Consider the following 21,728-nt stretch of genomic DNA (forward strand, 5'->3'; position numbering starts at 1 on the left):
GAGATGTAGTCGGGTTCGCCATATCGAATATAGATTTCTCCCCGGCGATCCCACGGCCACTTTCTGCCAAAATGGGTTCGCGCATGCCATACTCTGCGGTAGTGTTCGGCTCTGCGCAGTGCGCCTCCCGAGGTTTTAAAGGGATCTTTTTGCAACCAGAAGCGTGTGAGAAAACGCTCGCGTTGTGTTTTGTTGTCCGAGGCCGATGCGAGGCGGTAAGCGCGCGCTTCGGCTTTTGAGCCGATATAAGAGATGTCGTCATAGAGGGGCAGTTCTTCTTTGGGCAGGGTCTCGATATAGTGTTGAAATGCCGCCAGTGCGCCTTCGTGGTCGCGTCTTTTTATGAGGGCCTGGGCGAGCAATGGCAGTGCGCGGGGGTCTCGCATGCGCGATGTGATGTCTTCGAGGTCGCGGTATTCTTTGGCTTCGTATAGCGCGTAGGCAAATTGGTATGCGGTTTCGTGGTCTTCGGGGTTGAGATCGAGGTATTTTTTGTAGTAGTAAAGCGCGACCTGATGCGCACTGCCTTCTTCGCGATGTGCGCGGGCGAGCAGGAGATAGGAAGAAGATAGGTCGGGAAATCGCGCAATGGTTTGTGAGGCCGCTTTTCGCGCGCGGCTTCCGGTATCTTCAAGCGCGAGCAAGGTTTTGATGAGGTCGTCGTGGGCGTCGGCGTCTGTGGTGTCGATGGCGACCGCTTTTTCGTAGTGCGACAACGCGCGGTCGGGTTTGTTGCGCAGGTTTTGGTACACGCGACCCAGGCCCGTGTGGGCAATTGCGAGATTGGGGCGCAAGGCGAGTGCATTTTGAAAGGCTGCTTCGGCGCTGTCGGCTTCTTCAAGGCGCAAATAGAGCAGGCCCATGCGCGCGTAGTTCGCCGATGAATCAGACGCGGTAGCCAGGTCTGCTTTCAACCGGTTGATGACGTCGCGGAGGTCGCGGTTTTGCGCGAAGCCCGTGCTTGCAAAACTGATGAGGAGTAGATAAATGGTCGAGTAGAGGACTTTGTGCATGGATAATCCTTTGTAGTGTCGTGGCAGTTTTTATACGTCTGTTTGGATTTTCGGTTTCGCTTAAACGTTAAAAACTTTTGCTGAATTTCTCAATGACTTTTGCGACTTATGGGATCGCGCAGGTATAAATATATCTAATTTTCTTGACTTAGTTGAAGGGGCGTTTTATTTTCCGTCTAAAAGCGATGTGTGCGGATAGGCGCGCAGGCAGAGATGTCTATGCTCTCACTCGAATGAAAGGGCATTTATGACGTTGATGGAGATTTTGTCGGGCAAATCGGTCATTATCGGGCTTAAGGGGCAAAACAAGCGGGAAATTCTCGAAGAGCTTGTTAATGAACTCGAAGTGGGCGATAAAATTACTGACCGCGATAAGGTGCTCCAGGCGGTTTTAGAGCGCGAAGATATTATGAGTACGGGTATTGGGCACGGTATTGCCATTCCCCATGGGAAGTCGGAATATGCCACGACGCTGGGCGGCGTGCTGGGTATCAAGTCGGAAGGTATTAATTTTAATGCTTTAGATGGTAAAAAGACCTACATTTTTTTTCTTCTGGTCTCGCCTCTGGATGTCTCGGGACCTCATATTAAAGCTTTAGCGCGGATATCAAGAGTACTCAAAGGAGAGGATTTTAGACAGCGTTTGATTGGCATTAGAAATCGCGAGGAAGCTCTGGCGATTATTGAGGCAGAAGATAAGAAGAACTAATAAATGTCATAAGATTTGACCCGATGCCTGCTTTGCTGTGAAGCAGGTTTTTTTGTTTGAGCTTTTCTCATGTTCGGTCTTTCATTTACAAATCCAATGTTGTTGCACGGTTTGTGGGCGGCGTTATTGCCGCTTGTGATTCATTTGCTGAATCGGCGCCGTGCAGTAACAGTGTCGTTTTCGAATGTGGCGCTTTTGCAAAAACTCCAGCACGACCGCATGCGACGGCTAAAATTCAAGCATCTCGCGTTGCTCATTTTGCGAACCCTGCTCATTGTTTTCCTTGTGCTGGCTTTCGCGCGTCCGACTTTGAGTGGGGGCAGTGGGCAGGTAGGCGATGCGGGGACATCGGCGGTTATTTTGCTCGATCGTTCGTTGAGTATGCAATACCGCACAGCAGAAGGTACGTTGTTTGAGCGCGCGCTTCGCAAGGTGCAGGCTCTGTTGGCGCTGTTTGATGAGCGCGACGATGTGCGTCTGGCATTGATCGACAAAGGCGTCGAGGAGGTTGATGTGACTTCGCCAGAGCGGTTGCGGTTGTTTATGGATACGCTGCAACCCGGATTTGGCAGTACAGATTTTGAGGCGGGATTGCAATTGGCGCTGTCGCATTTGTCCGGGTCACAGATGTCCAATCGCGAGTTGTATTTTGTAACGGATCGCGCATATAATGGGTGGACGAATTTGCCCGATACACTGTCTAATTTGGACGATGTATCGGTGTGCATCATTTCCGAACGGCCTTCGCAAGTTGCCAATATCGGCATTGGGCAGATCAATACCTCTTCTCCAGAGGTCGGGCGTTCAACCACGCTGGCGATCGAATTGATCAATTACGGTGTGGCAAATCGAGGCGATGTGCCTGTGCAGATATTTTTGGATGGTCGGCGCATTGGCCAGGATATTGCCCATGTGCCTGCGGGTGGCCGTCGCAAATTGCATACGTCGTTTGTGCCCAAAACAGGGGGGGATGTTGCCCTGCGCGTGGAAATAGGGGCAGACGCCCTCGAGGCAGATAATAAGCGCGTGACGGTATTGCGCGTTCCAGAGCGCGTTCGCATTTTGCTGGTGGGTCAGGCGTCCCACGAGTCTTATTATCTCGCAGAGGCATTATCCGTTGTCTCAAGCGAGGTGGTGCAGGTTACACCCGAACGCGTATCAGATCAGGTGTTGGAAGGTGTTGATGTGGTTTTTTTGTGCAATATTGCGCGGCTTTCTACAGGTGCGATTGCCGCTTTGCAAAATCGGATATCGCACGGGGTGGGTCTGGCTATTTTTCTGGGGGATCAAATAGACGTCCGACATTATAATGAGCATGTGTTGCCCGCGCTTTTTCCGGCTAAATTACTCGGTACGCGGGGCGCGTTGTCGGGTGCTTATCAGGCTTTGCAGACGGTTTTGCCCGATCATCCCATGCTATCGGGTTTGGAACTCAAGGGGGCGTTTCAAAGCCCGCGTTTTTTTGTTTCTTATCGGGTTTTGCCCGAGGCAAATGCACGCTCTGTGTTGTCCTTCGCCTCGGGGGCACCCGCGCTTATCGAGTCACGTAAGGGCAATGGTCGCGTCGTGCTGTTTGCGTCTTCGGTGAGCGCGAATTTGGGATGGAATGACGCGCCGCTTTCCGGCTTTTTTGTTCCATTTGTGCATCGCCTGAGTGGATATCTGGCGGTTGGGGCGTTTGGCCGATCTGACTACCGCGTCGGTCAGGTTGTGTACAGAGATATCCGACGGGAAAATGCGTCTGAAGCTGTTTTGCAGGCGCCGGGTGCAGAACCCAGAACAATTTGGCCCCAACAACGCGGCTTGCAATCGGTGTGGCCGGTTGGCGCGGTGGATGTGCCAGGGGTGTGGGAGATTTTTGCGCGCGAGCGCGTCTCTGATCGCTTTGCCGTTCAGGTTGATGAGCGCGAACCCGATTTGACGCCGGTTCCGATGGCGCAACTCGAAGCCCTTTTTGGTAAAGATCGCTTGCGCGTTGTGGATGGCGAGGCCGATTTGAAGGCGGTTGTCCTTTCCCAGAGACACGGTCAGGAACTCTGGCGATGGGTGCTGTTGGTAGCTTTGATGGCGATGGGCGCAGAGATGCTCATTGCACAGTCTGCGCGCACGAGCCGCGGGACGTGACCTTGACTTTTGTAATTGGTGCGCGTATTTTTTTGAATTGCAATGGGTGGGCAGAGAGGCACCGCCTCTACTTCATTTGAATGATAAAGGATGTTTTGATGGCGAAAAATTTGATTATTGTCGAATCACCTGCTAAAGCACGCACAATTTCTCGATTTGTGGGCAAGGACTACAAAGTCGCTGCTTCTATGGGGCATGTGCGAGATCTTCCCGCACGCGAATTGGGCTTTGATGTGGAGAGTTTTGATCCCAAATACGTGGTGTCGCAAGACAAGCGCAGTGTGATTCAGGCGCTGAAAAAGGATATTGAAAAAGATACGACTGTCTATCTGGCGACGGATGAAGACCGAGAAGGAGAATCTATTTCGTGGCATCTGATTTCCGCGCTGGGACTTAAGAATCAGCCTATTAAGCGGATTGTGTTTCACGAGATTACCCGGTCTGCGATTTTGCACGCGCTTGAAAATCCGCGCGAACTGGATCAAAATTTGGTGGATGCACAACAGGCGCGTCGCATTTTGGATCGCGCTGTGGGATATCAGTTGTCGCCTTTGTTGTGGCGAAAGGTAAAGGGCGGATTGTCAGCCGGGCGCGTGCAGAGTGTGGCGGTGCGGATTATTGTTGATCGGGAGCGGGAGATTCGGACGTTTAAGCCAGAGGAATATTGGCGGATTAAATCCGATTTTAAGGATCCCAAATTTCAGGCTGAATTGACGCGGCACAATGGCAAAAAAGCGTCTGTGAAAAATGAAGCCGAGGCAAAAGCTATTGAAGCGAGTGCGCTGAAGGGAGAATTTGTCGTGGCAGAGGTGGGCGAGCGCGAGGGCGTGCGGCGGCCCGTGCCTCCGTTTACGACATCGACGCTGCAACAAGAGGCGTCTCGCAAGCTGGGTTTTTCCGTGGCGCAGACGATGCGGGTTGCACAACAACTTTACGAGGGCAATTTTGAGATTCCCGGATATACCGGCGGTCTGATTACGTATATGCGTACCGATTCGGTGAGTTTGGCCGAGCAGGCGGTGAATCAGGCGCGGGAGGTAATTGTGCGGGAATTTGGTCGGGATTACACTGTGGAAAAGCCCCGGCGATTTGCCAATAGGACTAGGGGGGCGCAAGAAGCGCACGAGGCGATACGTCCGGCGGATTTGTCGATTAAACCCAACGGCGTTAGAGGACATCTCGATCCCCGACAATTTCGGCTTTACGATTTGATCTGGAAGCGCACGTTGGCGACGCAGATGGCCGATGCGCGCATTGCATATACGACGATTCGCATTCGGGCTGGTGAAGCGGGTGAATTGATTTTTGAGGCAAGGGGACAGCGCGTTTTATTTCCCGGATTTTTGAGGGTTTATACCGAGGGGTCCGATAATCCAGATGCGGACGTCAGCAATAAGGATGTGATTTTGCCCAGGGTTGCAAAGGGACAGGTGCTCAATTTGGAGAAGTTGCATTTGGAGCAACTGTTTACCAAACCGCCCGCGCGTTATACCGAGGCTTCACTGGTGAAGAAGCTCGAGGGCGAGGGTATTGGGCGTCCTTCGACTTATTCGCCGACGATTTCGACGATTCAGAGCCGGGAGTATGTAGAGCGCACGCGAGATAAGAAGCTCAAGCCCACGGATATCGGCGAGGTGGTGAACGATTTTTTGATGGCGCATTTTCCCGATATTGTCGATTTGCGTTTTACATCGCATCTCGAGGACGATTTTGACGAGATTGCACAGGGGAAAAATTCGTGGAAGACGATGTTGGAAGATTTTTATCCGCCGTTTAATAAGCGGGTGGAAGACAAAAAGTCGGTTGATAAAATTGGGCGCAAGTTGGGCAAAGATCCCAATACGGGGCGCGAGGTGAGTGTGCGTTTTGGCAATTACGGTCCTTATGTTCAAATTGGTAACGCTGGGGAAAAAGAAAAGCCTTTGTTTGCCTCTTTACCCCCCAATCAGAGTATTTTTGATATTGAATTGGCCGATGCCCTCAAGTGTTTTGAATTGCCCCGCAAACTCGGGCAAAATGATGCGGGTGATGAGGTGCAGGTCAATACGGGTCGCTACGGTCCTTATGTGCGAATAGGTCGCAACTTTTTTTCTTTGCCAGAGGGGGAAGATCTGTTTGGGGTGACGCTGGATCGCGCGTTGGAGATCGCGGCGGCTGAGGAAGATCGCAAAGCCAAAAATGTGATTCGCGATTTTGACGATTTCCAGGTGCTCAATGGGCGGTATGGTCCCTATATTCGCAAAGATGGGAAGAATTACAAAATTCCCAGAGGGATGGATGCGGCGACATTAGACCGCGAGACGCTCGAGAAATTTATGCAGGGCGGGGCGGGCGGCAGGCAGTCGCAGAATGTGATTCACGATTTTGACGGGATTCAGGTTCTTGCCGGGCGGTATGGTCCTTATATCAAACACAATGGAAATAATTACCGCATTCCAAAGGGCGTGGAGGCGTCTTCTTTGACGCAGGCGGCTTGCGAGAAAATTATCGCGGAAAACCCGGCGACGAATAGGAGAAGGCCGAGAAGAAGAAGTAGGAAGTGAAAAGTGTGAAGAGGGGAGCGGTGTACAACTGGTCGTAGTCCAGATCAGTTCAGTGATAGCACCCGTCATTGCGGCATGATGTTGAGCCGCAATTCAGAAGGTTTTAAAAGACTGTGTGAAGCGGGGTGGTCTATGGAATGGGATGACATTGCGCGGCGCATCAAAGCGGGCGAGGATGGCAGGACGGAATTTAAACGCGACCTGAGAGAGTTCTCGGGAATCGGTCGGGCAATTTGCGCCTTTGCCAATGCGGAAGGTGGGTTGATTATCCTGGGTGTTGATGATCTGGGAACGATTGTCGGGGTGAGAGAGAATCCGGATGCGGTGCAGGAAAGGCTGACGAGTTTTCTGCATTCGGGATGTAGTGCGCCGGTTTCTGCGCGCTGTGGGCGTTACAATGATCTGAACGGATGGGTGCATTGGATTGAGGTGCCTCGCCAGCGGGGGTTTGAGCCGCTTAACTATCGAGGACGCGTCTGGATTCGGCGCGGACGCAGCAGTGTAGAACCATCGGCAACCGAACTCCAAGAGTTGTACAATATTTTCGGTTTTATTTTGACGGAAGAACAGGTCATTCCGTCCGCGAGAATAGAGGATATTGATCTCGATGCGTTTCGGGCTTTCCTGCGTGCGCAAGGGCTCGATACAGAGGAGGAACCGCAGCCCGCAATTGCTGACGATCTGTGCAATAGACGCATTTTGGCTGAGTTCGACAATGCCCTGTGTCCAACGCTTTACGGGCTGATGGCGTTTGGCAAAGAGCCGCAGGCACATCCGCAGACAACGAATTTTTTCGTCGAGTGCGTAGCCTATTTGGGCGAGGATCGGGCGTCGGATGTTATTCTCACCGGTGAGGGGAAGGGACGTCTTGAAGAGCAAATACGCCGGTCAGTCGGATGGGTTCGCGGTTTGGGATGGAAGGAGAGCTACCACGGTCTTGATCGGGTGGAGACGCCACTAATTCCCGAGAAGGCACTGCGCGAGGCAATCGTTAATGCCGTTGTTCACCGGGAGTACGCGATTACGGGTTCGAAGGTGCTGCTCGAAGTATTCCGCGACCGAATTGATGTGACCAGTCCAGGGACTTTTCCAAATCACATGAGTGTCGAGAATGTGCGCTCGGGCGGCAATCCCCGATCCCGCAATGAGTTGATGGCAAATGCTATGCTCGTCGCGCGCTTGATGGAACAGCGAGGCCGCGGGTGGCCCGTGATGCGGAGAGAGATGCGGGAATTTAACGGTACTGAGCCAGAAATCGTGCAAGACGAGGGCGGGAAGTTTGTGCGGGTGACGTTTCGAAAGGGGAGCATCTGAACTATGTTGAAGCGAGTTGTTCATCCCGGCGAGATTCTGCGAGACGAGTTGGCGGAATTTGGGGTGTCCCCAGTGACGTTTGCACGCCAGATTGACGTGCCGCCAGATCGCATTGGTCAGATTATCGCGGGTAAGTGTTCTGTAGATAGCGATACCGCTTTGCGATTTGGGCACTGGTTCGGTGTTGATCCTTTATTCTGGCTGAATCTCCAGATGCAGTTTGATCTCGTTGTTGCCGATCAGCAAGTGGGGGCGGCGGTGCGCTCTCTGCCCACTGCTCAGGAGATTATCTGATGGTGCGATTGCCATTTGAAATGGGTCTTTTTTAATGCCATGAAAACAGCCATTACCCAATTTCTCACCCATCTATCGCGGCAGCGGCGATTGTCCGATCATACGTGTGCGGCATATAACACGGATCTGGATCAGTTCGCCGCTTTTTTGCATGGGCGTGGGGTGGATCGCCCGCAGCAGATTGATCGGCATGCGGTGAGGGATTTTTTGGGCTTTTTGCACAATAGGGGATTTGGTCGGCGGTCTGTTGCCCGAAAGCTGGCGGCGGTGCGAACGTTTTTGAGTTATTTGTGTAATGTAGGGGATTTGGATCGGAATCCAGCACTTGATGTGCGCCCGCCCAGGCAGGATAAGATATTGCCCGTTTATCTGGATGTTGACGAGGTTGCCCGCGCGATGTCCCTGCCGTCGCCCAATACGGTGTTGGGATTGCGCGATCGGGCGATTTTGGAGTTGTTTTATAGCTCGGGAATTCGATTGCGCGAGCTTGCGGGGCTTAAAATTGAGGCTGTGGATCTGGCAGATAAACTGGTGCGGGTTGTGGGCAAGGGGAATAAAGAGCGATTGGTTCCTTTCGGGGAACCGGCCCGGGTTGCGCTGGTGGCTTATTTGATGCGGCGAGGAGAACTGGTTTCTGAGCAGACGACCGACCAACGGCATTTGTTTTTGGCGCGGTCCGGGCGTCCGCTGAGTCCCAGTGGTATTCAAGGTCGCGTTGTCCGGTATCTCAGCAAAGCGACCGGGCGGTCTTTGTCTCCCCATGCATTGCGCCACGCCTATGCAACCCATCTGCTGGATGCGGGTGCAGATCTCAATGCGGTGAAGGAGTTGCTCGGCCATGCGAGTCTTTCTACTACACAGGTTTATACGCATGTGAGTGTCGAGCGGTTAAAAAGAGCCTATCGACAAGCACATCCACGGGCGTGAAAAAATAATGTGGCATTATCACCAGCACTTTCGCCAAGCAACTGCTCGCGTCTCGCGTCTTATATCTTACCTTTTTTTCTTTTTTCTTTTTTTTGCCTGTGCGCGGCAGATGCCTCCGCCAGGAGGTCCGCTCGATAAAACGCCGCCGAGGGTGATCGATACAGTGCCCGCAGATGATTCTGTGCGAGTCGGGTTGGATACGCCGATTCGCATTCGCTTTTCTGAGGCGATGGATCGCAGGTCGGTCGAGCGGGCGTTATTTGTTTCGCCACAGGGGGCTGAGGAATTCGATTTCAAGTGGCGTGGGGATGTGCTGGAAATTCGGTTGTCCGATGGCTTACAAGCCAACCGGACGTATCTGGTCACGGTGGGGCAGGAGAGCGCGGATGAGTGGCGCAACCGCATGCGGGCTTCTTATAGTTTTGGATTTGCGACGGGGGATCGCTTAAATCGCGGGGAACTCAATGGGCGGGTGTTGAAGTCTAAGGAGGAAAGGGGACAGGTTTTTGTTTGGGCTTATGATCTGTCTGTGGTGACAGCACCCGATCCGGTGAGAGACCGCCCCACTTATGTGACGCAGCCCGATGAAACGGGCCATTTTGTATTGCCGCGTTTGGGTTCTGGGAATTATCGGGTATTTGCTTTTGGCGATCAGAATAATGATCGCACGTATTCATCTGGCGACTTGTTGGCACTGCCGCCCGGCGATGTGGCGCTTTCCGATGAGGGGCGCGTTCGCCTGGGCGATCTCAAACTCGCGGTGCGCGATACATCAGCACCTGCGCTCGTTGCTGCACGCACTCCCGATCAACAGCATGTTTTGATGCGTTTTGATGAACCTGTGCGCGTTTTGGGCGTTGAAATATCTGGGCTATCGGTGTTGGAGATATATCAAGATCCCGTTGACTCTAGTGGGGTGGGATTGTTTACTGAACTGCAAGCGCAGGGCGTGGAATACAGGGTGCGGGTTGATGTCGCAGATCGGTGGGAGAATCGCGATACCACAGATGTAATGGTGCGAGGCGATGGTACGCGCGATCGACGCGCGCCAGAGGTGCTGGCACGCATACCGACGGAGAATGCCGAGAATGTTTTGCCAACGGCTGTGATTCGCATGTTGTTTTCCGATGCGATGCGTGTAGATCCCGTGTCTGACCTGTGGGTAGAGTCGGATTCGACGGTTGTTCCGCAAGGGCATTTTGAATGGGTTGCGCCCAATCATCTCGTGTTTGTACCGGATAGTCTCTGGAAGAGTGGCGAGACGATTCGGCTCATTGGAAAGCACGAGCGGCTATTGGATATTGGTGGCAATGTTCTTTCTGAACCGATTTCGTTTGTTTTTTCTGTGATGGACACTGCGGCTCTGGGGCGCGTTTCCGGGACGACGTCTTCTTCTGATGTGGTGATATGGGTGGTGGGGTTGACGCATGATTTTTTTCGGGAACAGGTTTTGCGGGATACGACGTTTAGTTTGACGAATTTGCTTCCGGGGACGTATCGCATTTCTGGATTTTTAGATCGCGACCGCAATGGTCAGTGGATATCTGGCCAGGTTCATCCGTTTGTGCCTGCGGAGCCTTTGATCGCGCGGGCTGATACGGTGGAGGTACGGGCGCGATGGGAGACGGAGGTCGAGAAGTTGGAATCCAGGGTCTGGTGGATATTGCCAACCAGTGAGGAGAGTCCGTGATGTTCTTTTGGAAAGATCGAGATCAGTTGCCTCAAGCGGGTATTGTGATTGGGCTGTTGGTGATGCTGTGCGTGGTGTTGTTTTATCAGTTTACATATCGCACGCCCGAAGATGCAGAGCGAGAACGCGCCCGTATTATGTTGCAACGCATTGCGGCTTTGGAACACGCATATCGCGCGGAATATGGCACTTATTTGCCTATTGATGAAAAAAATAACGGAGGTATTTTACAACTCAATAATGCGCCGGGACGATTTCGCTATCGGGTGACTGTTTCAGAGGATGGTTTCAAGGCGTATGCAGAAGCGGATTTTGATCGAGATGGCAAAGCCGAGGTGTGGATGATGGATGCAACGGGATCTGAATCAGTACTTAAACAAGAGGATTAATATGATAAGAAAAATGTGCGTTTTTGGCCTTCTGCTCGCTCTGTGGGTTGGTGCGGAAGGATATGTGATTCTTACAGAACAAAATTCGCGTGGACAAATTGTGACACTTCGCTGGTCGCCTTCTCGGGCCGGGGCGGGTATTCCCTTTGTGGTCAATACCGGGAGTTTTCCCTTTCCCGAGACCGAGGTGGTGCGGATTGCACAGCAGGGATTTAACGACTGGGGCGCGGTGCCGTCGGCATTTATTACCTTTGAATATGAAGGTACAGCACAGCTTGAAGTGTCGGGTAATGATAATCGCAATGTGATTTTTTACGATGCGACGGGAGAGATTATAGGCGCACCTGAGGGGACGGGGGTCATTGCCGTTGCACGGGTTATCAATAACGACGATGGTTTGATTACGGATGTGGATATTGTTTTTAATGGGCGGGATCATCAATTTTCGATTGAGGAGAATGCTACGCCTGAAGACTTCACCGATCTTCACGCTGTGATGACGCATGAAATCGGCCATTTGTTGGGGCTGGATCACAGCCCCTGGGTGGGTGACCCCGAACTGCGTGCGACAATGTTTCCCTATGCTTCGTCCCAGGCACCTCGTGCCGAGCGTTCTCTGGAAGCCGATGATATCGCGGGTATAACGGCGATATACCCGGTAGAAGGGCTGACCGGCGGTGTGCGTGGGCAGGTCTTGAGTGCCGATGGTCCCGCATTTGGCGTGCATGTGGTGGCTTATCAGGCGGGAACAGATTCCCTTATGTTTGTTGCGAGTGTTCTATCGGGGACGGCAGGTGAACAAAAGGGACCCAATGGCGATGGGCGTTATGAAATTCTCGGTTTGCCCCCGGGTGATTATCACGTTGCGATTGAGCCACACCATCGCGCAATTTCTGCTGATAATTTTGGCGGTATTTTTCAGACGTTATATGAAGAAAGATTAGACAGAGAATATTATAACAATGCGTTTGTGCAGGATAATGCCCAGATCATACGCGTTGAGATTGACCGCGTTATAGAGAATATCGATTTTGCGATTGGGCCTTCTGCACCGGGCGCGCCTTTTATTCGGGAGACTATTTTTCCAGCCAATACGCCCGATCCCAATGGTCCCTATCGCTTTTCGGCAAGGGTGACCGATAATACAGGGGTGGCGACTGTTGAATTGCGTTATCGGATTAATGGTGGGGGTGAGCAGGTGCTGCCAATGATCCCTACGGGGAACGATATTTTTGCCGCGGAACTCGACGGGCAAAGTGTGGGATCGAGGATTGAGTATCGGGTGATTGCGCGCGATGGCGATGGCAATGAGACGCCTTCGCCGGCATCTGATTTGCCCATGTTGCAATTCGATGTGATATCACTTTCTGGCTCATCTGTACTTTTTGTTGCATTGCGAGATGCCGATGTCGTGGCTGTTATCGATATGGGTACGGGCGAAGAAGTGGCACACATTCCCACTGGCGTGGTGCCTTTAAGTGTTTTGATGACGCCGGATCAGCGCTATTTGTTTGTCGCCAATACGGGGGGATCTGCCGGTACATCTGAGAATCGGGTCACGGTTATCGAGACCGCCACGCATCAGGTGGTGGCGAATATTGAGGTTGATACTGCGCCTCTGGATCTCGCTTTGAGCGCAGATGGGCAGCTACTTTATGTCACCAATTCACAGTCTAAGAGTATTTCGGTTATAGATGTGGCGAGTTTGACTGTGCGTTCTCGCATTCGGGTGCCGATTAGCGGAGAGAACGGTCCTTATGGCGTGGCGATTCACCCGGATGGGAAGCGGCTTTATGTTACAGATATCAATGGCAATCAGGTATTGGTTGTCGATACCGCACGCAGGGCGACTATTGGTCGCATTGATGTGATTGAGGAACCCCGGTCACTGGTTATATCTGCTGATGGGAAGCGGTTGTATGTGTCGGGTGGGGACTTTGGTGACGTTGGTGGTGGCGGTGTTGCGGTGATTGATACCGAGTCGGAGTCTGTGGTGACGACGATTCGTATGGATGGTGGGATATTTCGCCTCGCTTTATCGCCAGATGGTTCGCGGTTGTATGCGACAGACCGCTTGAATGCCCAATTGGTCGTCGTTGATGTGGCGCAAAATCGCGTTGTGAATACTGTAAAGGTTTTGCCCGAGGGTGAAGAGACGCGCTCTTTGTTTGTGTCGCGCGACGGGTCGCAGATATATGTGGCGAACCAGAGTTCGAATGAGCTGGTTATTTTTGATGCGGAGTCGTTTCAGATTCTGAGAACGCTGAATTTTGAGAATATGCCGCGCGGTATGGCGGTGCGTTCTCAGCCTGCTGTGTTTCTGCCTTTGAAGGAGATAGCCAGTAAAGCAGATTTTGATGGCAGTGGGAAGATCGATTTTGGCGATTTTCTCCTGTTTGTTGCTGCGTTTAGTTCTGAGAGTCCCGATGCGCGTTTTGATTTGAATGGGGATGGCCAGGTCAATTTCGGCGATTTTATTTTCTTTACCAGTGTTTTCGGAAGAACAGTCTGATATGCGATGATTCCTCGAAAAAAGCTCTGGGTTTCCAGAGTTTTTTTGTTTTTACCCTCAAATTGTGGTGTATATTGCAATGGCGTGTGGTTGGCATACGCGTTTGTAAAACTTCAATGTCGAGGCAGGGATGCCTCTCTTAACTGACGAGGAGGATGTGATGACATTTGGACAGGGTGATTATGTCTATACGGTGCAGGAAAATTGGTGGACGCTGCCCGAAGGCTGGTCGTTTGGGTGGATACCGGCGGTGGCCGTCGATTCGCAGGATCGCGTTTATGTGTACAGTCGCAGCGAGCACCCGATGGTGGTTTTTGATCGCGAGGGCAATTTTTTGTCTTCGTGGGGCGAAGATGTGTTAAAAGATGCACATGGCATTTATATCGATGCGGAAGATCATGTCTATTGTGTGGAGCGCAATACGCATTGTTTGCGGAAGTTTACCAGTGATGGCGAGTTGTTGGTGACGGTGGGGACACCGGATCGAGAAGGCGATGAGGGCGAGCCGTTTCGGTTGCCGACCGATGTGGCGTTTGATTCGCAGGGGTTTATGTACGTGTCCGATGGGTATGGCAATGCGAGAATGCACAAGTTCACTCCCGATGGCGAGTTGATCAAGTCCTGGGGCGAACCGGGTACTGGACCGGGACAATTTGATCTGGTGCATTCTGTGCGGGTCGATAAGGATGACCGTTTGTGGGTGGCAGATCGGAGCAATAATCGCATTCAGTTTTTCGATACTGAGGGCAATTTTCAGGGCGAGTGGACGGGTTTGCACCAGCCCGATACGGTTTATATTGATGACGAGGATGGGGTGGTTTATATCGCGGAGTTGGATCAGCGGGTGAGTATCTGGACGGTTGATGGCGAGAAATTGTCCGAGTGGGGGCGCGGGGTTGAAAGCGATATTCCGGGTGAGTTCAAAAAGTGTCCGCACGGTATCTGGCTGGATTCACACGGCGATTTGTACGTGGGAGAAGTGCAGACAGATGGCCGGTTGCAAAAGTTTATCCGGCAAAGGTAAGACTGTGATGGTTGAGGGTATTTTCACTTATGGCCGGATGATTAAATTCGGCCACAGTATTTTTGCCTTGCCATTCGCGCTTTCAGGTGCGGCATTGGCGGCGGCTGGATACGGAATTTCGTCCGAACAGGTGTTCTGGATTGTGGTGGCGATGGTGGGCGCGAGAAGTGCTGCCATGGGTTTTAATCGGCTCGTGGACCGGAAGATGGATGCGGCGAATCCGCGCACGGCTAATCGCGAGTTGCCGCAAGGGGTTATTTCTGCAGGTGCTGTGAAGGTGTTTGTGTGCGTTTTTTCTGCGTTGCTCGTTTTTGCGGCTTATAAGTTAAATCCACTGTGTTTGATGCTGTCGCCCGTGGCATTGGGTATTGTGTTTTTTTATTCTTATACGAAGCGTTTTACGTGGACGACGCAGCTTTTTCTCGGTTTGGCATTGTCTCTCGCGCCAGTGGGGGCTTGGATTGCTGTGACGGGACAATTGGATGCAAAGATTTTACTGCTCGGTGGCGCGGTGTTGATGTGGGTCGCGGGGTTTGATGTGATTTACGCCTGTCAGGATGCGGAGTTTGACCGGCGGTTTGGCGTGTATTCGATTCCGCAGAAGTTTGGGATTGGTCCCGCGTTGTGGATTGCGCGGTTATTTCATGTAATTGCTTTTGGTTTGATGGTGGGGGTGGGGCAGGTGTTCGAACTGGGTGTATTTTATGTGGCTGGCGTGGCGTGCGTAGGCGGTTTGTTGATTTATGAGCATTATCTGGTGAGACATCGGGATTTGTCAAAGGCGGGTATGGCGTCTTTGACGATGAATGGTGTGGTTAGTGTGGTGTATTTTGTCGGGACGCTGGCCGATTTGTTGTTGTAATCCTGGGGGGCCTGTTTGCTATGAGACGTATTACGGTTGCAATTACCGGAGCGAGTGGGGCTATTTATGCGCTGCGCACGTTGCGCGCATTGCTGATGCGCGAGGTTGCGGTGGATGTGGTGATATCCGAATTTGGCTGGATGTTGCTTCGAGACGAGGCGGGGTTTGAGGGAAAACAGCAAAATTTTGGCGGGTTTATTCGGGAACTTTACGGTGTTTCGGTGGATAACATGGCACTACATCCGTTTAAGAATCTCGCTGCAACGCTGGCGAGTGGTTCGGCGCGATCAGACGGTATGGTGGTGGTGCCGTGTTCGATGAAAACACTGGCGAGTATAGCACATGGGTTATCGCGCAATTTGATTGAGCGCGCCGCTGATGTCGCGTTGAAAGAACGTCGGACGCTCATCATTGTGCCGCGGGAGACGCCGATGAATTTGATTCAATTGCGCAATATGGTGGCGGTGGCTGAGGCAGGTGCTGTTGTGGTGCCGGCGATGCCAGCATTTTATCAGAAGCCGGAGACGTTTGATGATTTGGCGGATTTTGTCGTTGGTCGAATTTTGAGTTTATTGGGCATCGAGCACGATTTGTATCCGGCGTGGGAAGGGGACTAAAAGCCGACTGCTGATTTCTGGTAGGTTGTTTCCGTGAAGTGTGCCCAGCCTTTCCAGCGATCGATACCCGTCAGGCGCAGGTCAATTTCGTCGCCGACTTCTACGGGATAACCTGGATAGATGACTGTTTTGAAGGGGTGGTCGAGGAGTTCGACGAGTTCGACGAGGACGCCGCGCATTTTGAGGTGGAGAACTACGGCGCGAAATTCTCGACCAAGTTGGTTTTCCCACGATTGTAATATCAGATCGCGGGTACGGCGGTGTACCAGGTCGTTGATGAGGTCCTGCGTTTCCCACATGCGGTAGCGCAGGGTGTTGAGGTCGTCAACCGTGTAGAGGGATTGGTCGGTTTTAAGGTAGTGATCGATCTGGCGTTGCATTACGAGGTCTGTATATCTGATTGTGGGTTGGGTGATGGGACAATAATGCGAGATGCCATAGCCGTGATGTGTTTCTGGTGTTGTGCTGAGGCCGGTGTTCGGGGTGTGGCGGTGAAGTTCGTGGCGGCGCACGATGGGGTGAAAGATTTGTACGATGGACTCGGTATTTTCAATGGGATCGCGTGTTTCGTAAATTGCGGGGATCCCTTTATTTTTGCACCACCGACCAACGGCTATGCCAGCGAGCAGAGATAGTTCACGGGCAATGTGATGGGCGTGATTTGGCGGTGATTGTTCCTCGAGGTCGTGCATGGCTGTTTGCCTCTTTTTGAGGAGGCGTGCGGATAATTGCGAGAAGAATCGTATGGCGCGGTGCTGCGGGTGAGCGGGGTCGTTTAGTGCATGGTCGATGTTTTCTGGTGAAAGGTCCGTTTTATTGATTGCGGCCGTTTGCGCGATACAAAAATCTTTGATGCGGCTATCCCGATTTACGCGCCAGAAGATGCTGAGTGCTGAGTGCGCTTTGTCGCTCTGGAATTGGCCCAGGTCGTGTGAAAAGCGCGTGGGTAGCATGGGAACGGGTTGATCGGGAAAGGGTATGTGCGCCATGCGCTCGGCAGCGTCGCGGTCGATGTGCGAATTTTTGGGGATGAGTGCGCCCATATCTGGAATGTGTACGCCAAACTCTGCGCCTCCAAAGAGCCGGTGCCGATATGAGAGGGCGATGTTTGGATGATCGGGCGGGTGTATCACAAAGACGGGTTGTTTTTTGAGGTTGCCACAAGCGGGCGCGAGTATTTCTGCCTGGCGGATGGCGAGGTCTGAAAATGCAGTTGGAACTTCGGCGCGGAGTAAGTCGAGGTTTTGATCGCGTTTCCAGACCTTTTTTTTGATGAGTAGTTCGACTGCGGATTTTTGGCGATTTTTTTTGGTTTTGCAAATTTCAGAGATCAATGCCTGAGCGTGAGTTGCGTGTTGGGATTCTCTGCCCCACAATGCGTATTGTCGAATCTGTTCCAGATAGGTTTGCTGGCGCTGGGTCAGTGTGTGTTCTGCTATGGATTCGGTATTATTCGCCATGGCGTGGATAAATTCTTCGCGTTCTTCATCCCGATCTTTTTTGCGGCTGTTGTGTTGACGGCGGAAGTATGCCTGATCTATCGTATAGGGCGAGTACGAGTTGGGATATTGAGGTTGAAAATAAGGACAGGCACCGTGCAGGTGAAGATAGAGGGCGATCCATTGTATCGCATCGTTTTCTGTATCGTAGAAGAGATCGGCGATTTCTGAAAGTGGAAGGGGGGTTGCAGATTCAACGGCGATTTCCCATACGGATTCGAGGTCTATTTCCCGGCTCAAAGCGCGGATGGTCATTGCATAAGTTTTGAGTGGTACATCGGTTGATGAGGTGCCGGTGAGATAGACGAGGTTGGGGTGGTGAAAGCGTAGGCGTCGGCCATCTTCTGATAAAACTGTGATTTCGGAAATTTTGCGGGGCAAAACAGCCTGGCATGTTCCCAGGAGCAGGCGTTTTCGAAAGCGAAACAGGACAATTTCATCCTGGACAGGTGTGCCGGGTAACCTGCCTTTTGTATGAGGCGCATCCTGGGAACTCGGTATTCCATCTTCATCCAGATGGCCCGTGTAGCGCTCGTCGGGTTGATTTTTGTGTTCATTGCGGATGATCAGACCGTAGATGCGTTTGAGCAGGCTGGCGTAGTAGTAGAGGTAGCGATTGGAGATTGTGATTTCGCGTTTGGGTTTTTGCATGGTTTTGCCTCGTCTCTATTGCCCATGAGTAAAGCCCCGGTGAGTGACCGGGGCTTTTATGTTTCAGACGATGCCGGATGCTTAACGGTTTCGGTAGGCATCGACAAATCTCAGAAAATCGCCAAATCCAACCTTGCCATCGCCGTCTAAGTCGTATTTGGCTTCGTCAGTACCGAAAGCCTGGGTAAATTCGAGAAAGTCGGTAAAGTCGAGTTTGCCGTCGGCATTAAAGTCAACTTTGGAGAGATCAAGAGGTGGCCGTCTGAGAATGGGTATGTGAGACGTATTAGATGAAAAGATGCTTGAGACAACATCTTGTGATACGTCAAACCACTGGTTGAGCACCGAGGCATAGACGTGGCGGAAGTCGTGATCGTAGTAAAAGTCTCCTCGTCTGTCAACCTGTTCAAAATTGGGGGCTGGACCTGAAATGCCCGCCTGAACCGATGGACCAAAGAAGAACATGGGGGCAGATGTGCCGTGATCGGTACCTGCGCTGCCGTTTTCTTTTGTTCGACGGCCAAATTCCGAGATGCTCATGCCGAGCACGCGGTCTTGCAACTGATGTTGCCGCAGGTCCTGAACAAAAGCCGTGACTGCTCCATTGAGATCTCTCATCAGGTTATTGTGGCGGTTGAGTTGATTGGCGTGTGTGTCGTATCCGCCCTGTGAGACCAGATATACTTTGGATTGCAAACCACCTGCGATCAATCGCGCGACCAGACTGAGCTGGTTGGCGAGCGAATTATTGGCGGGATATTCAACCCTGTTCGCGCCTCTATTTGCGGCTTCTTTGACCTGTGTGGAGTATTGTAGGGATTCAAAATTGATGCGGCGGATAAAGTCGAGTTCATATCCAGCCGGTGTGGGGATTTGACCGTCTTCGATAATCTGGTTGCCCCGCTCCACGAGATAGACAAATTGCCTGGGGTTGCGCAGTGCAATGCCCATGGCACCATTTTTGCCCAATAGGGCGAGGGAAAGCACGGGACCGATATCAACTGCCAGAGGTTGTTCTGGCAGAGTGTCTGGGAATCCCGGAGTCTGGGATTCAAAATAGCGTCCCAGCCAACCGTGACTCAAAAATTCGTCGGAATTCGATGCGGTCATCCAGATGTCGGTTGATCGGAAGTGCGATCGGTTGGGATTGGGATATCCCACCCCCTGCATGGCCATCAACTGACCTTCGTCATAGAGTTCTTTGAATCCGGTGAGTTGGGGATGCAGGCCCTGTGTTGGGGTGAGTCTGAGGGCTTCTTGTTTTGTGATGTGGATTTTTGGGCGAGCTTGATAATAGGCATCGTTTTCAAAATTGACCAGGGTATTGAGGCCGTCATTACCGCCATTGAGGCGAATGATAACGAGCACGCGGTCGGTCTCGCTGAGGGCTGCTGCAGCCAGGGGACCTACGGCTTCGGCGCGCCCATAAGCCCGCGTCATAAAACCGCCGAGTGCAAACCCGGCACCACCTCGGGTTGCATTTTTCATAAAGTCGCGTCTGTTCATAACGAGCTCCTTCTGGAGGCTAACAGGCAGGCCTCAAGTCTAATTCAGTTGATAGTCGGGCAATTCAAAGATGAGTTTGAGGATATTCTTGATGCGTCGGGGAGCTGCAATATCGTCGGGGTTCCAGTCATAGACATCGGCGCCTTCGAGGAGTGTTTCCAAAAACATTTCGAGACGATATTCATCAACTGGAAAGGCCGTCAGACATTCTCCCATGTCGCGAACGAGTTTTTCTGCGTCGTAGGGTTCGGGAAATGCCTTGACGAATCCCACTGCATCTGGATTGAGAATGGTGTAACGATTGGGATTGCGCGGTTTGGCATCGACCATTTCGTCGGTCATTTTGTGGCGTTCGGGCAGTGTTGATGTGCTGATCCATAGCCGATATCCAGGCCACCCGGCCACATTGGGAGGATCGAGCAGTTTCTGACCGAGCACCTGGGCGATATAAACGAGGTACTCGGAACTGATGCTCCACCCATTCCCAGCTTTGAAACCGAGACTGCGCGCTGTGCCGGCGACGAGTTCGACGGGGCTTTTGATTTTGGAGCCGATGATGGCTGGATCGAAGAAGTGCTGGCTTAAGAGCAATGTCTTCAAAACCGGTTTGATTTCGTAGTTGTTGTCGCGCATGATTTGCGCGAGTGCCGAGACGACGTTTTTGTCTGGATGTTCATAGACAAATTCGCGATAGAGTTTGCCGCATATAAATTCAGCTGTGACTTCTTGCTGGAAGATGATGTCGATAATGTCTTGCTCATTGAAGTTGCCGGTTTGTCCCAGGAATGTTTTCTGACCTTTGTCGAATCGGTTTTCTCTAAATTCGGGTCGCTTACCTACGACAACCCAACCTGTGAGCGCGCGAGCCGCTTCTCCGATGTCTTGTTCTGTGTAGGTGCTGCCCTCGCCCATGGTGAATAATTCCATGAGTTCCCGGGCGTAATTTTCATTGGGTCTTCCCACTCTGTTGGTGTTGCTGTCGAGGTAGTAGATCATGGCCGGATCGCGCGTGACGCCCTCTACGAGTGTTTTGAAGTTGCCGACGGCGTGCTTGCGGAACAGGTAATTTTGGAGATACATCCACTGTGGGCGTCTGACATCTTTGGCCTGGGTGGCAAAGTGATCGTGCCAGAAGAGTACCATGCGCTCTTGAATTGAGAGTTCCTGGTTGACGATGAGTGCCATCCACCAGGCGCGGGTCTGGTCAACTCGCTGGCGCTCAATTTTGCGCTCATCTTGATTCGGTCTTTGAAATGGATCCTGATAAACCCACTGATCGGGTGGACTGGGAGGTAAAAAAGGCATTTCCAGAAGGCGATCTACAATGGCTTCTGGCGTGCTTTGCACGGCTTCTGCAATTTCTTTTGGCGTTGGGCCAATCAGGGTGCGCCGCAAGAGGTGTGCCGCCCGGTGCTCATCCCATGGCTGTTCTGCCGAGGGGATATACGGTTCGAGTCCCGTGGATGCATACGCAAGTTTGGGCGCAACGGGAAAGTGTTCGCGGTTGGACACGGATGCTCCTCCTCTTGATTAAATTTTTGGGGAAGTGCAAATATATGGTCAATATGACAAATTTGCGCTATTAGAGCAAGTTAATATTTTGAATGTGCAAAAGTTTGATATTGGATGGTAAATTTTTAAGAATGTTGGTGGTGAGATAATATTTATAACATAATGACAAATTTGCGCTATTAGAGCAAGTTAATATTTGTAAATATTTGTAAATACTAAAGCTTCAGGGAGAATATTTGGTGAGAGAGTCGAGCAATGCGCGTTGTGCAGCCAAATTTCTTTCCGATGCCACGACAATGGTTTCCTGAATTTTGATACGGGCGTGTTCTATTTTTTCTGCCTGTTCTTTTGGGATGCCCAGGGCGATATTGCGATGAATTTCGCTTTGCAGACTGTCGCGCAGGGTTTGCAGGCGGATGCGCTCTTCATCCAATGTCTTTTGGGCTTGTGTAACCTTCGCCTTTTGACTTTCGAGAACGGGATTGGTTCCCGAACAAGCAAAGATCAGGATGATAGCGAAAAATAAGAGAAAACGAGGCATA

17 protein-coding genes are annotated in these 21,728 nt (G+C 51.9%); 12 read left to right on the forward strand and 5 right to left on the reverse strand.

Going from position 1 to position 21,728, the window contains the following annotated elements:
- On the reverse strand, positions 1–1,013 hold a 1,013-nt coding region (locus OXH16_06425), incomplete at its 3' end, for a tetratricopeptide repeat protein (protein ID MCY3681012.1).
- Between the two features lie 247 nt (positions 1,014–1,260).
- On the opposite strand from OXH16_06425, the gene OXH16_06430 reads away from it, so the two are divergent.
- The 12 genes from OXH16_06430 (at position 1,261) to OXH16_06485 (ending at position 16,018) form a co-directional block, all read left to right on the forward strand.
- Positions 1,261–1,722, forward strand: coding sequence for a PTS sugar transporter subunit IIA (locus tag OXH16_06430; protein ID MCY3681013.1), 462 nt, complete (start codon positions 1,261–1,263; stop codon positions 1,720–1,722).
- A gap of 69 nt (positions 1,723–1,791) precedes the next feature.
- Positions 1,792–3,846 (forward strand): BatA and WFA domain-containing protein, encoded by a 2,055-nt coding sequence (locus tag OXH16_06435; protein ID MCY3681014.1) that lies wholly within the window; start codon positions 1,792–1,794, stop codon positions 3,844–3,846.
- 98 nt (positions 3,847–3,944) lie between these two features.
- On the forward strand, positions 3,945–6,389 hold the full coding sequence (gene topA, locus OXH16_06440; GenBank protein MCY3681015.1) for a type I DNA topoisomerase: 2,445 nt from the start codon (positions 3,945–3,947) through the stop codon (positions 6,387–6,389).
- Between the two features lie 132 nt (positions 6,390–6,521).
- Positions 6,522–7,703: a putative DNA binding domain-containing protein gene (locus OXH16_06445; protein MCY3681016.1), complete on the forward strand. Its 1,182-nt coding sequence runs from the start codon at positions 6,522–6,524 to the stop codon at positions 7,701–7,703.
- A 3-nt stretch (positions 7,704–7,706) separates the two neighbouring features.
- Positions 7,707–7,997, forward strand: coding sequence for a HigA family addiction module antitoxin (locus tag OXH16_06450; protein ID MCY3681017.1), 291 nt, complete (start codon positions 7,707–7,709; stop codon positions 7,995–7,997).
- Positions 7,998–8,036: 39 nt separating this feature from the next.
- Complete coding sequence (locus OXH16_06455) at positions 8,037–8,924, forward strand: tyrosine recombinase XerC (protein ID MCY3681018.1); 888 nt, start codon at positions 8,037–8,039, stop codon at positions 8,922–8,924.
- A 109-nt stretch (positions 8,925–9,033) separates the two neighbouring features.
- The gene (locus OXH16_06460) at positions 9,034–10,614 is read left to right on the forward strand and encodes an Ig-like domain-containing protein (GenBank protein ID MCY3681019.1); all 1,581 of its coding nucleotides are present in this window, start codon (positions 9,034–9,036) and stop codon (positions 10,612–10,614) included.
- Positions 10,614–11,003 carry a hypothetical protein gene (locus OXH16_06465; GenBank protein MCY3681020.1) on the forward strand — a complete coding sequence of 130 codons (390 nt, stop codon included), beginning with the start codon at positions 10,614–10,616 and terminating at the stop codon, positions 11,001–11,003. The genes OXH16_06460 and OXH16_06465 overlap by 1 nt, the downstream gene beginning before the upstream one ends.
- A gap of 1 nt (position 11,004) precedes the next feature.
- The gene (locus tag OXH16_06470; protein ID MCY3681021.1) at positions 11,005–13,515 is read left to right on the forward strand and encodes a beta-propeller fold lactonase family protein; all 2,511 of its coding nucleotides are present in this window, start codon (positions 11,005–11,007) and stop codon (positions 13,513–13,515) included.
- A gap of 130 nt (positions 13,516–13,645) precedes the next feature.
- Positions 13,646–14,539, forward strand: a complete 894-nt coding sequence (locus OXH16_06475; protein MCY3681022.1) for a peptidyl-alpha-hydroxyglycine alpha-amidating lyase family protein — start codon at positions 13,646–13,648, stop codon at positions 14,537–14,539.
- Positions 14,505–15,401, forward strand: coding sequence for a putative 4-hydroxybenzoate polyprenyltransferase (ubiA, locus tag OXH16_06480; GenBank protein MCY3681023.1), 897 nt, complete (start codon positions 14,505–14,507; stop codon positions 15,399–15,401). Before OXH16_06475 ends, ubiA begins: the two co-directional genes overlap by 35 nt.
- 20 nt (positions 15,402–15,421) lie before the next feature.
- A complete protein-coding gene (locus tag OXH16_06485; GenBank protein ID MCY3681024.1) occupies positions 15,422–16,018 on the forward strand; it encodes a UbiX family flavin prenyltransferase in 597 nt (198 codons plus the stop codon).
- On the opposite strand, the gene OXH16_06490 is transcribed toward OXH16_06485, so the two are convergent.
- The 4 genes from OXH16_06490 to OXH16_06505 all read right to left on the reverse strand — a co-directional run bounded on the left by OXH16_06490 (position 16,015) and on the right by OXH16_06505 (position 21,727).
- Complete coding sequence (locus tag OXH16_06490; protein MCY3681025.1) at positions 16,015–18,168, reverse strand: RNB domain-containing ribonuclease; 2,154 nt, start codon at positions 18,166–18,168, stop codon at positions 16,015–16,017. The genes OXH16_06485 and OXH16_06490 overlap by 4 nt on opposite strands.
- 81 nt (positions 18,169–18,249) lie before the next feature.
- Complete coding sequence (locus OXH16_06495) at positions 18,250–19,674, reverse strand: DUF1501 domain-containing protein (protein ID MCY3681026.1); 1,425 nt, start codon at positions 19,672–19,674, stop codon at positions 18,250–18,252.
- Between the two features lie 39 nt (positions 19,675–19,713).
- Entirely contained in the window at positions 19,714–21,186 is a 1,473-nt protein-coding gene (locus tag OXH16_06500; GenBank protein MCY3681027.1) for a DUF1800 domain-containing protein, read from the reverse strand.
- Between the two features lie 223 nt (positions 21,187–21,409).
- On the reverse strand, positions 21,410–21,727 hold the full coding sequence (locus tag OXH16_06505) for a hypothetical protein (GenBank protein MCY3681028.1): 318 nt from the start codon (positions 21,725–21,727) through the stop codon (positions 21,410–21,412).
- Position 21,728: the final 1 nt, after the last annotated feature.

It is taken from the genome of Gemmatimonadota bacterium (genome assembly GCA_026705765.1).
GTDB lineage: Bacteria > Latescibacterota > UBA2968 > UBA2968 > UBA2968 > VXRD01.

Bases quoted from the DNA above. Each gene is read 5' to 3' on its own strand.
- OXH16_06445 (MCY3681016.1), top strand. From the start codon at position 6,522: ATGGAATGGGATGACATTGCGCGGCGCATCAAAGCGGGCGAGGATGGC.
- OXH16_06490 (MCY3681025.1), bottom strand. From the start codon at position 18,168: ATGCAAAAACCCAAACGCGAAATCACAATCTCCAATCGCTACCTCTAC.
- OXH16_06460 (MCY3681019.1), top strand. From the start codon at position 9,034: ATGCCTCCGCCAGGAGGTCCGCTCGATAAAACGCCGCCGAGGGTGATC.
- topA (MCY3681015.1), top strand. From the start codon at position 3,945: ATGGCGAAAAATTTGATTATTGTCGAATCACCTGCTAAAGCACGCACA.
- OXH16_06435 (MCY3681014.1), top strand. From the start codon at position 1,792: ATGTTCGGTCTTTCATTTACAAATCCAATGTTGTTGCACGGTTTGTGG.
- OXH16_06485 (MCY3681024.1), top strand. From the start codon at position 15,422: ATGAGACGTATTACGGTTGCAATTACCGGAGCGAGTGGGGCTATTTAT.
- ubiA (MCY3681023.1), top strand. From the start codon at position 14,505: ATGGCCGGTTGCAAAAGTTTATCCGGCAAAGGTAAGACTGTGATGGTT.
- OXH16_06470 (MCY3681021.1), top strand. From the start codon at position 11,005: ATGATAAGAAAAATGTGCGTTTTTGGCCTTCTGCTCGCTCTGTGGGTT.
- OXH16_06450 (MCY3681017.1), top strand. From the start codon at position 7,707: ATGTTGAAGCGAGTTGTTCATCCCGGCGAGATTCTGCGAGACGAGTTG.
- OXH16_06430 (MCY3681013.1), top strand. From the start codon at position 1,261: ATGACGTTGATGGAGATTTTGTCGGGCAAATCGGTCATTATCGGGCTT.
- OXH16_06455 (MCY3681018.1), top strand. From the start codon at position 8,037: ATGAAAACAGCCATTACCCAATTTCTCACCCATCTATCGCGGCAGCGG.
- OXH16_06475 (MCY3681022.1), top strand. From the start codon at position 13,646: ATGCCTCTCTTAACTGACGAGGAGGATGTGATGACATTTGGACAGGGT.
- OXH16_06465 (MCY3681020.1), top strand. From the start codon at position 10,614: ATGTTCTTTTGGAAAGATCGAGATCAGTTGCCTCAAGCGGGTATTGTG.
- OXH16_06505 (MCY3681028.1), bottom strand. From the start codon at position 21,727: ATGCCTCGTTTTCTCTTATTTTTCGCTATCATCCTGATCTTTGCTTGT.
- OXH16_06495 (MCY3681026.1), bottom strand. From the start codon at position 19,674: ATGAACAGACGCGACTTTATGAAAAATGCAACCCGAGGTGGTGCCGGG.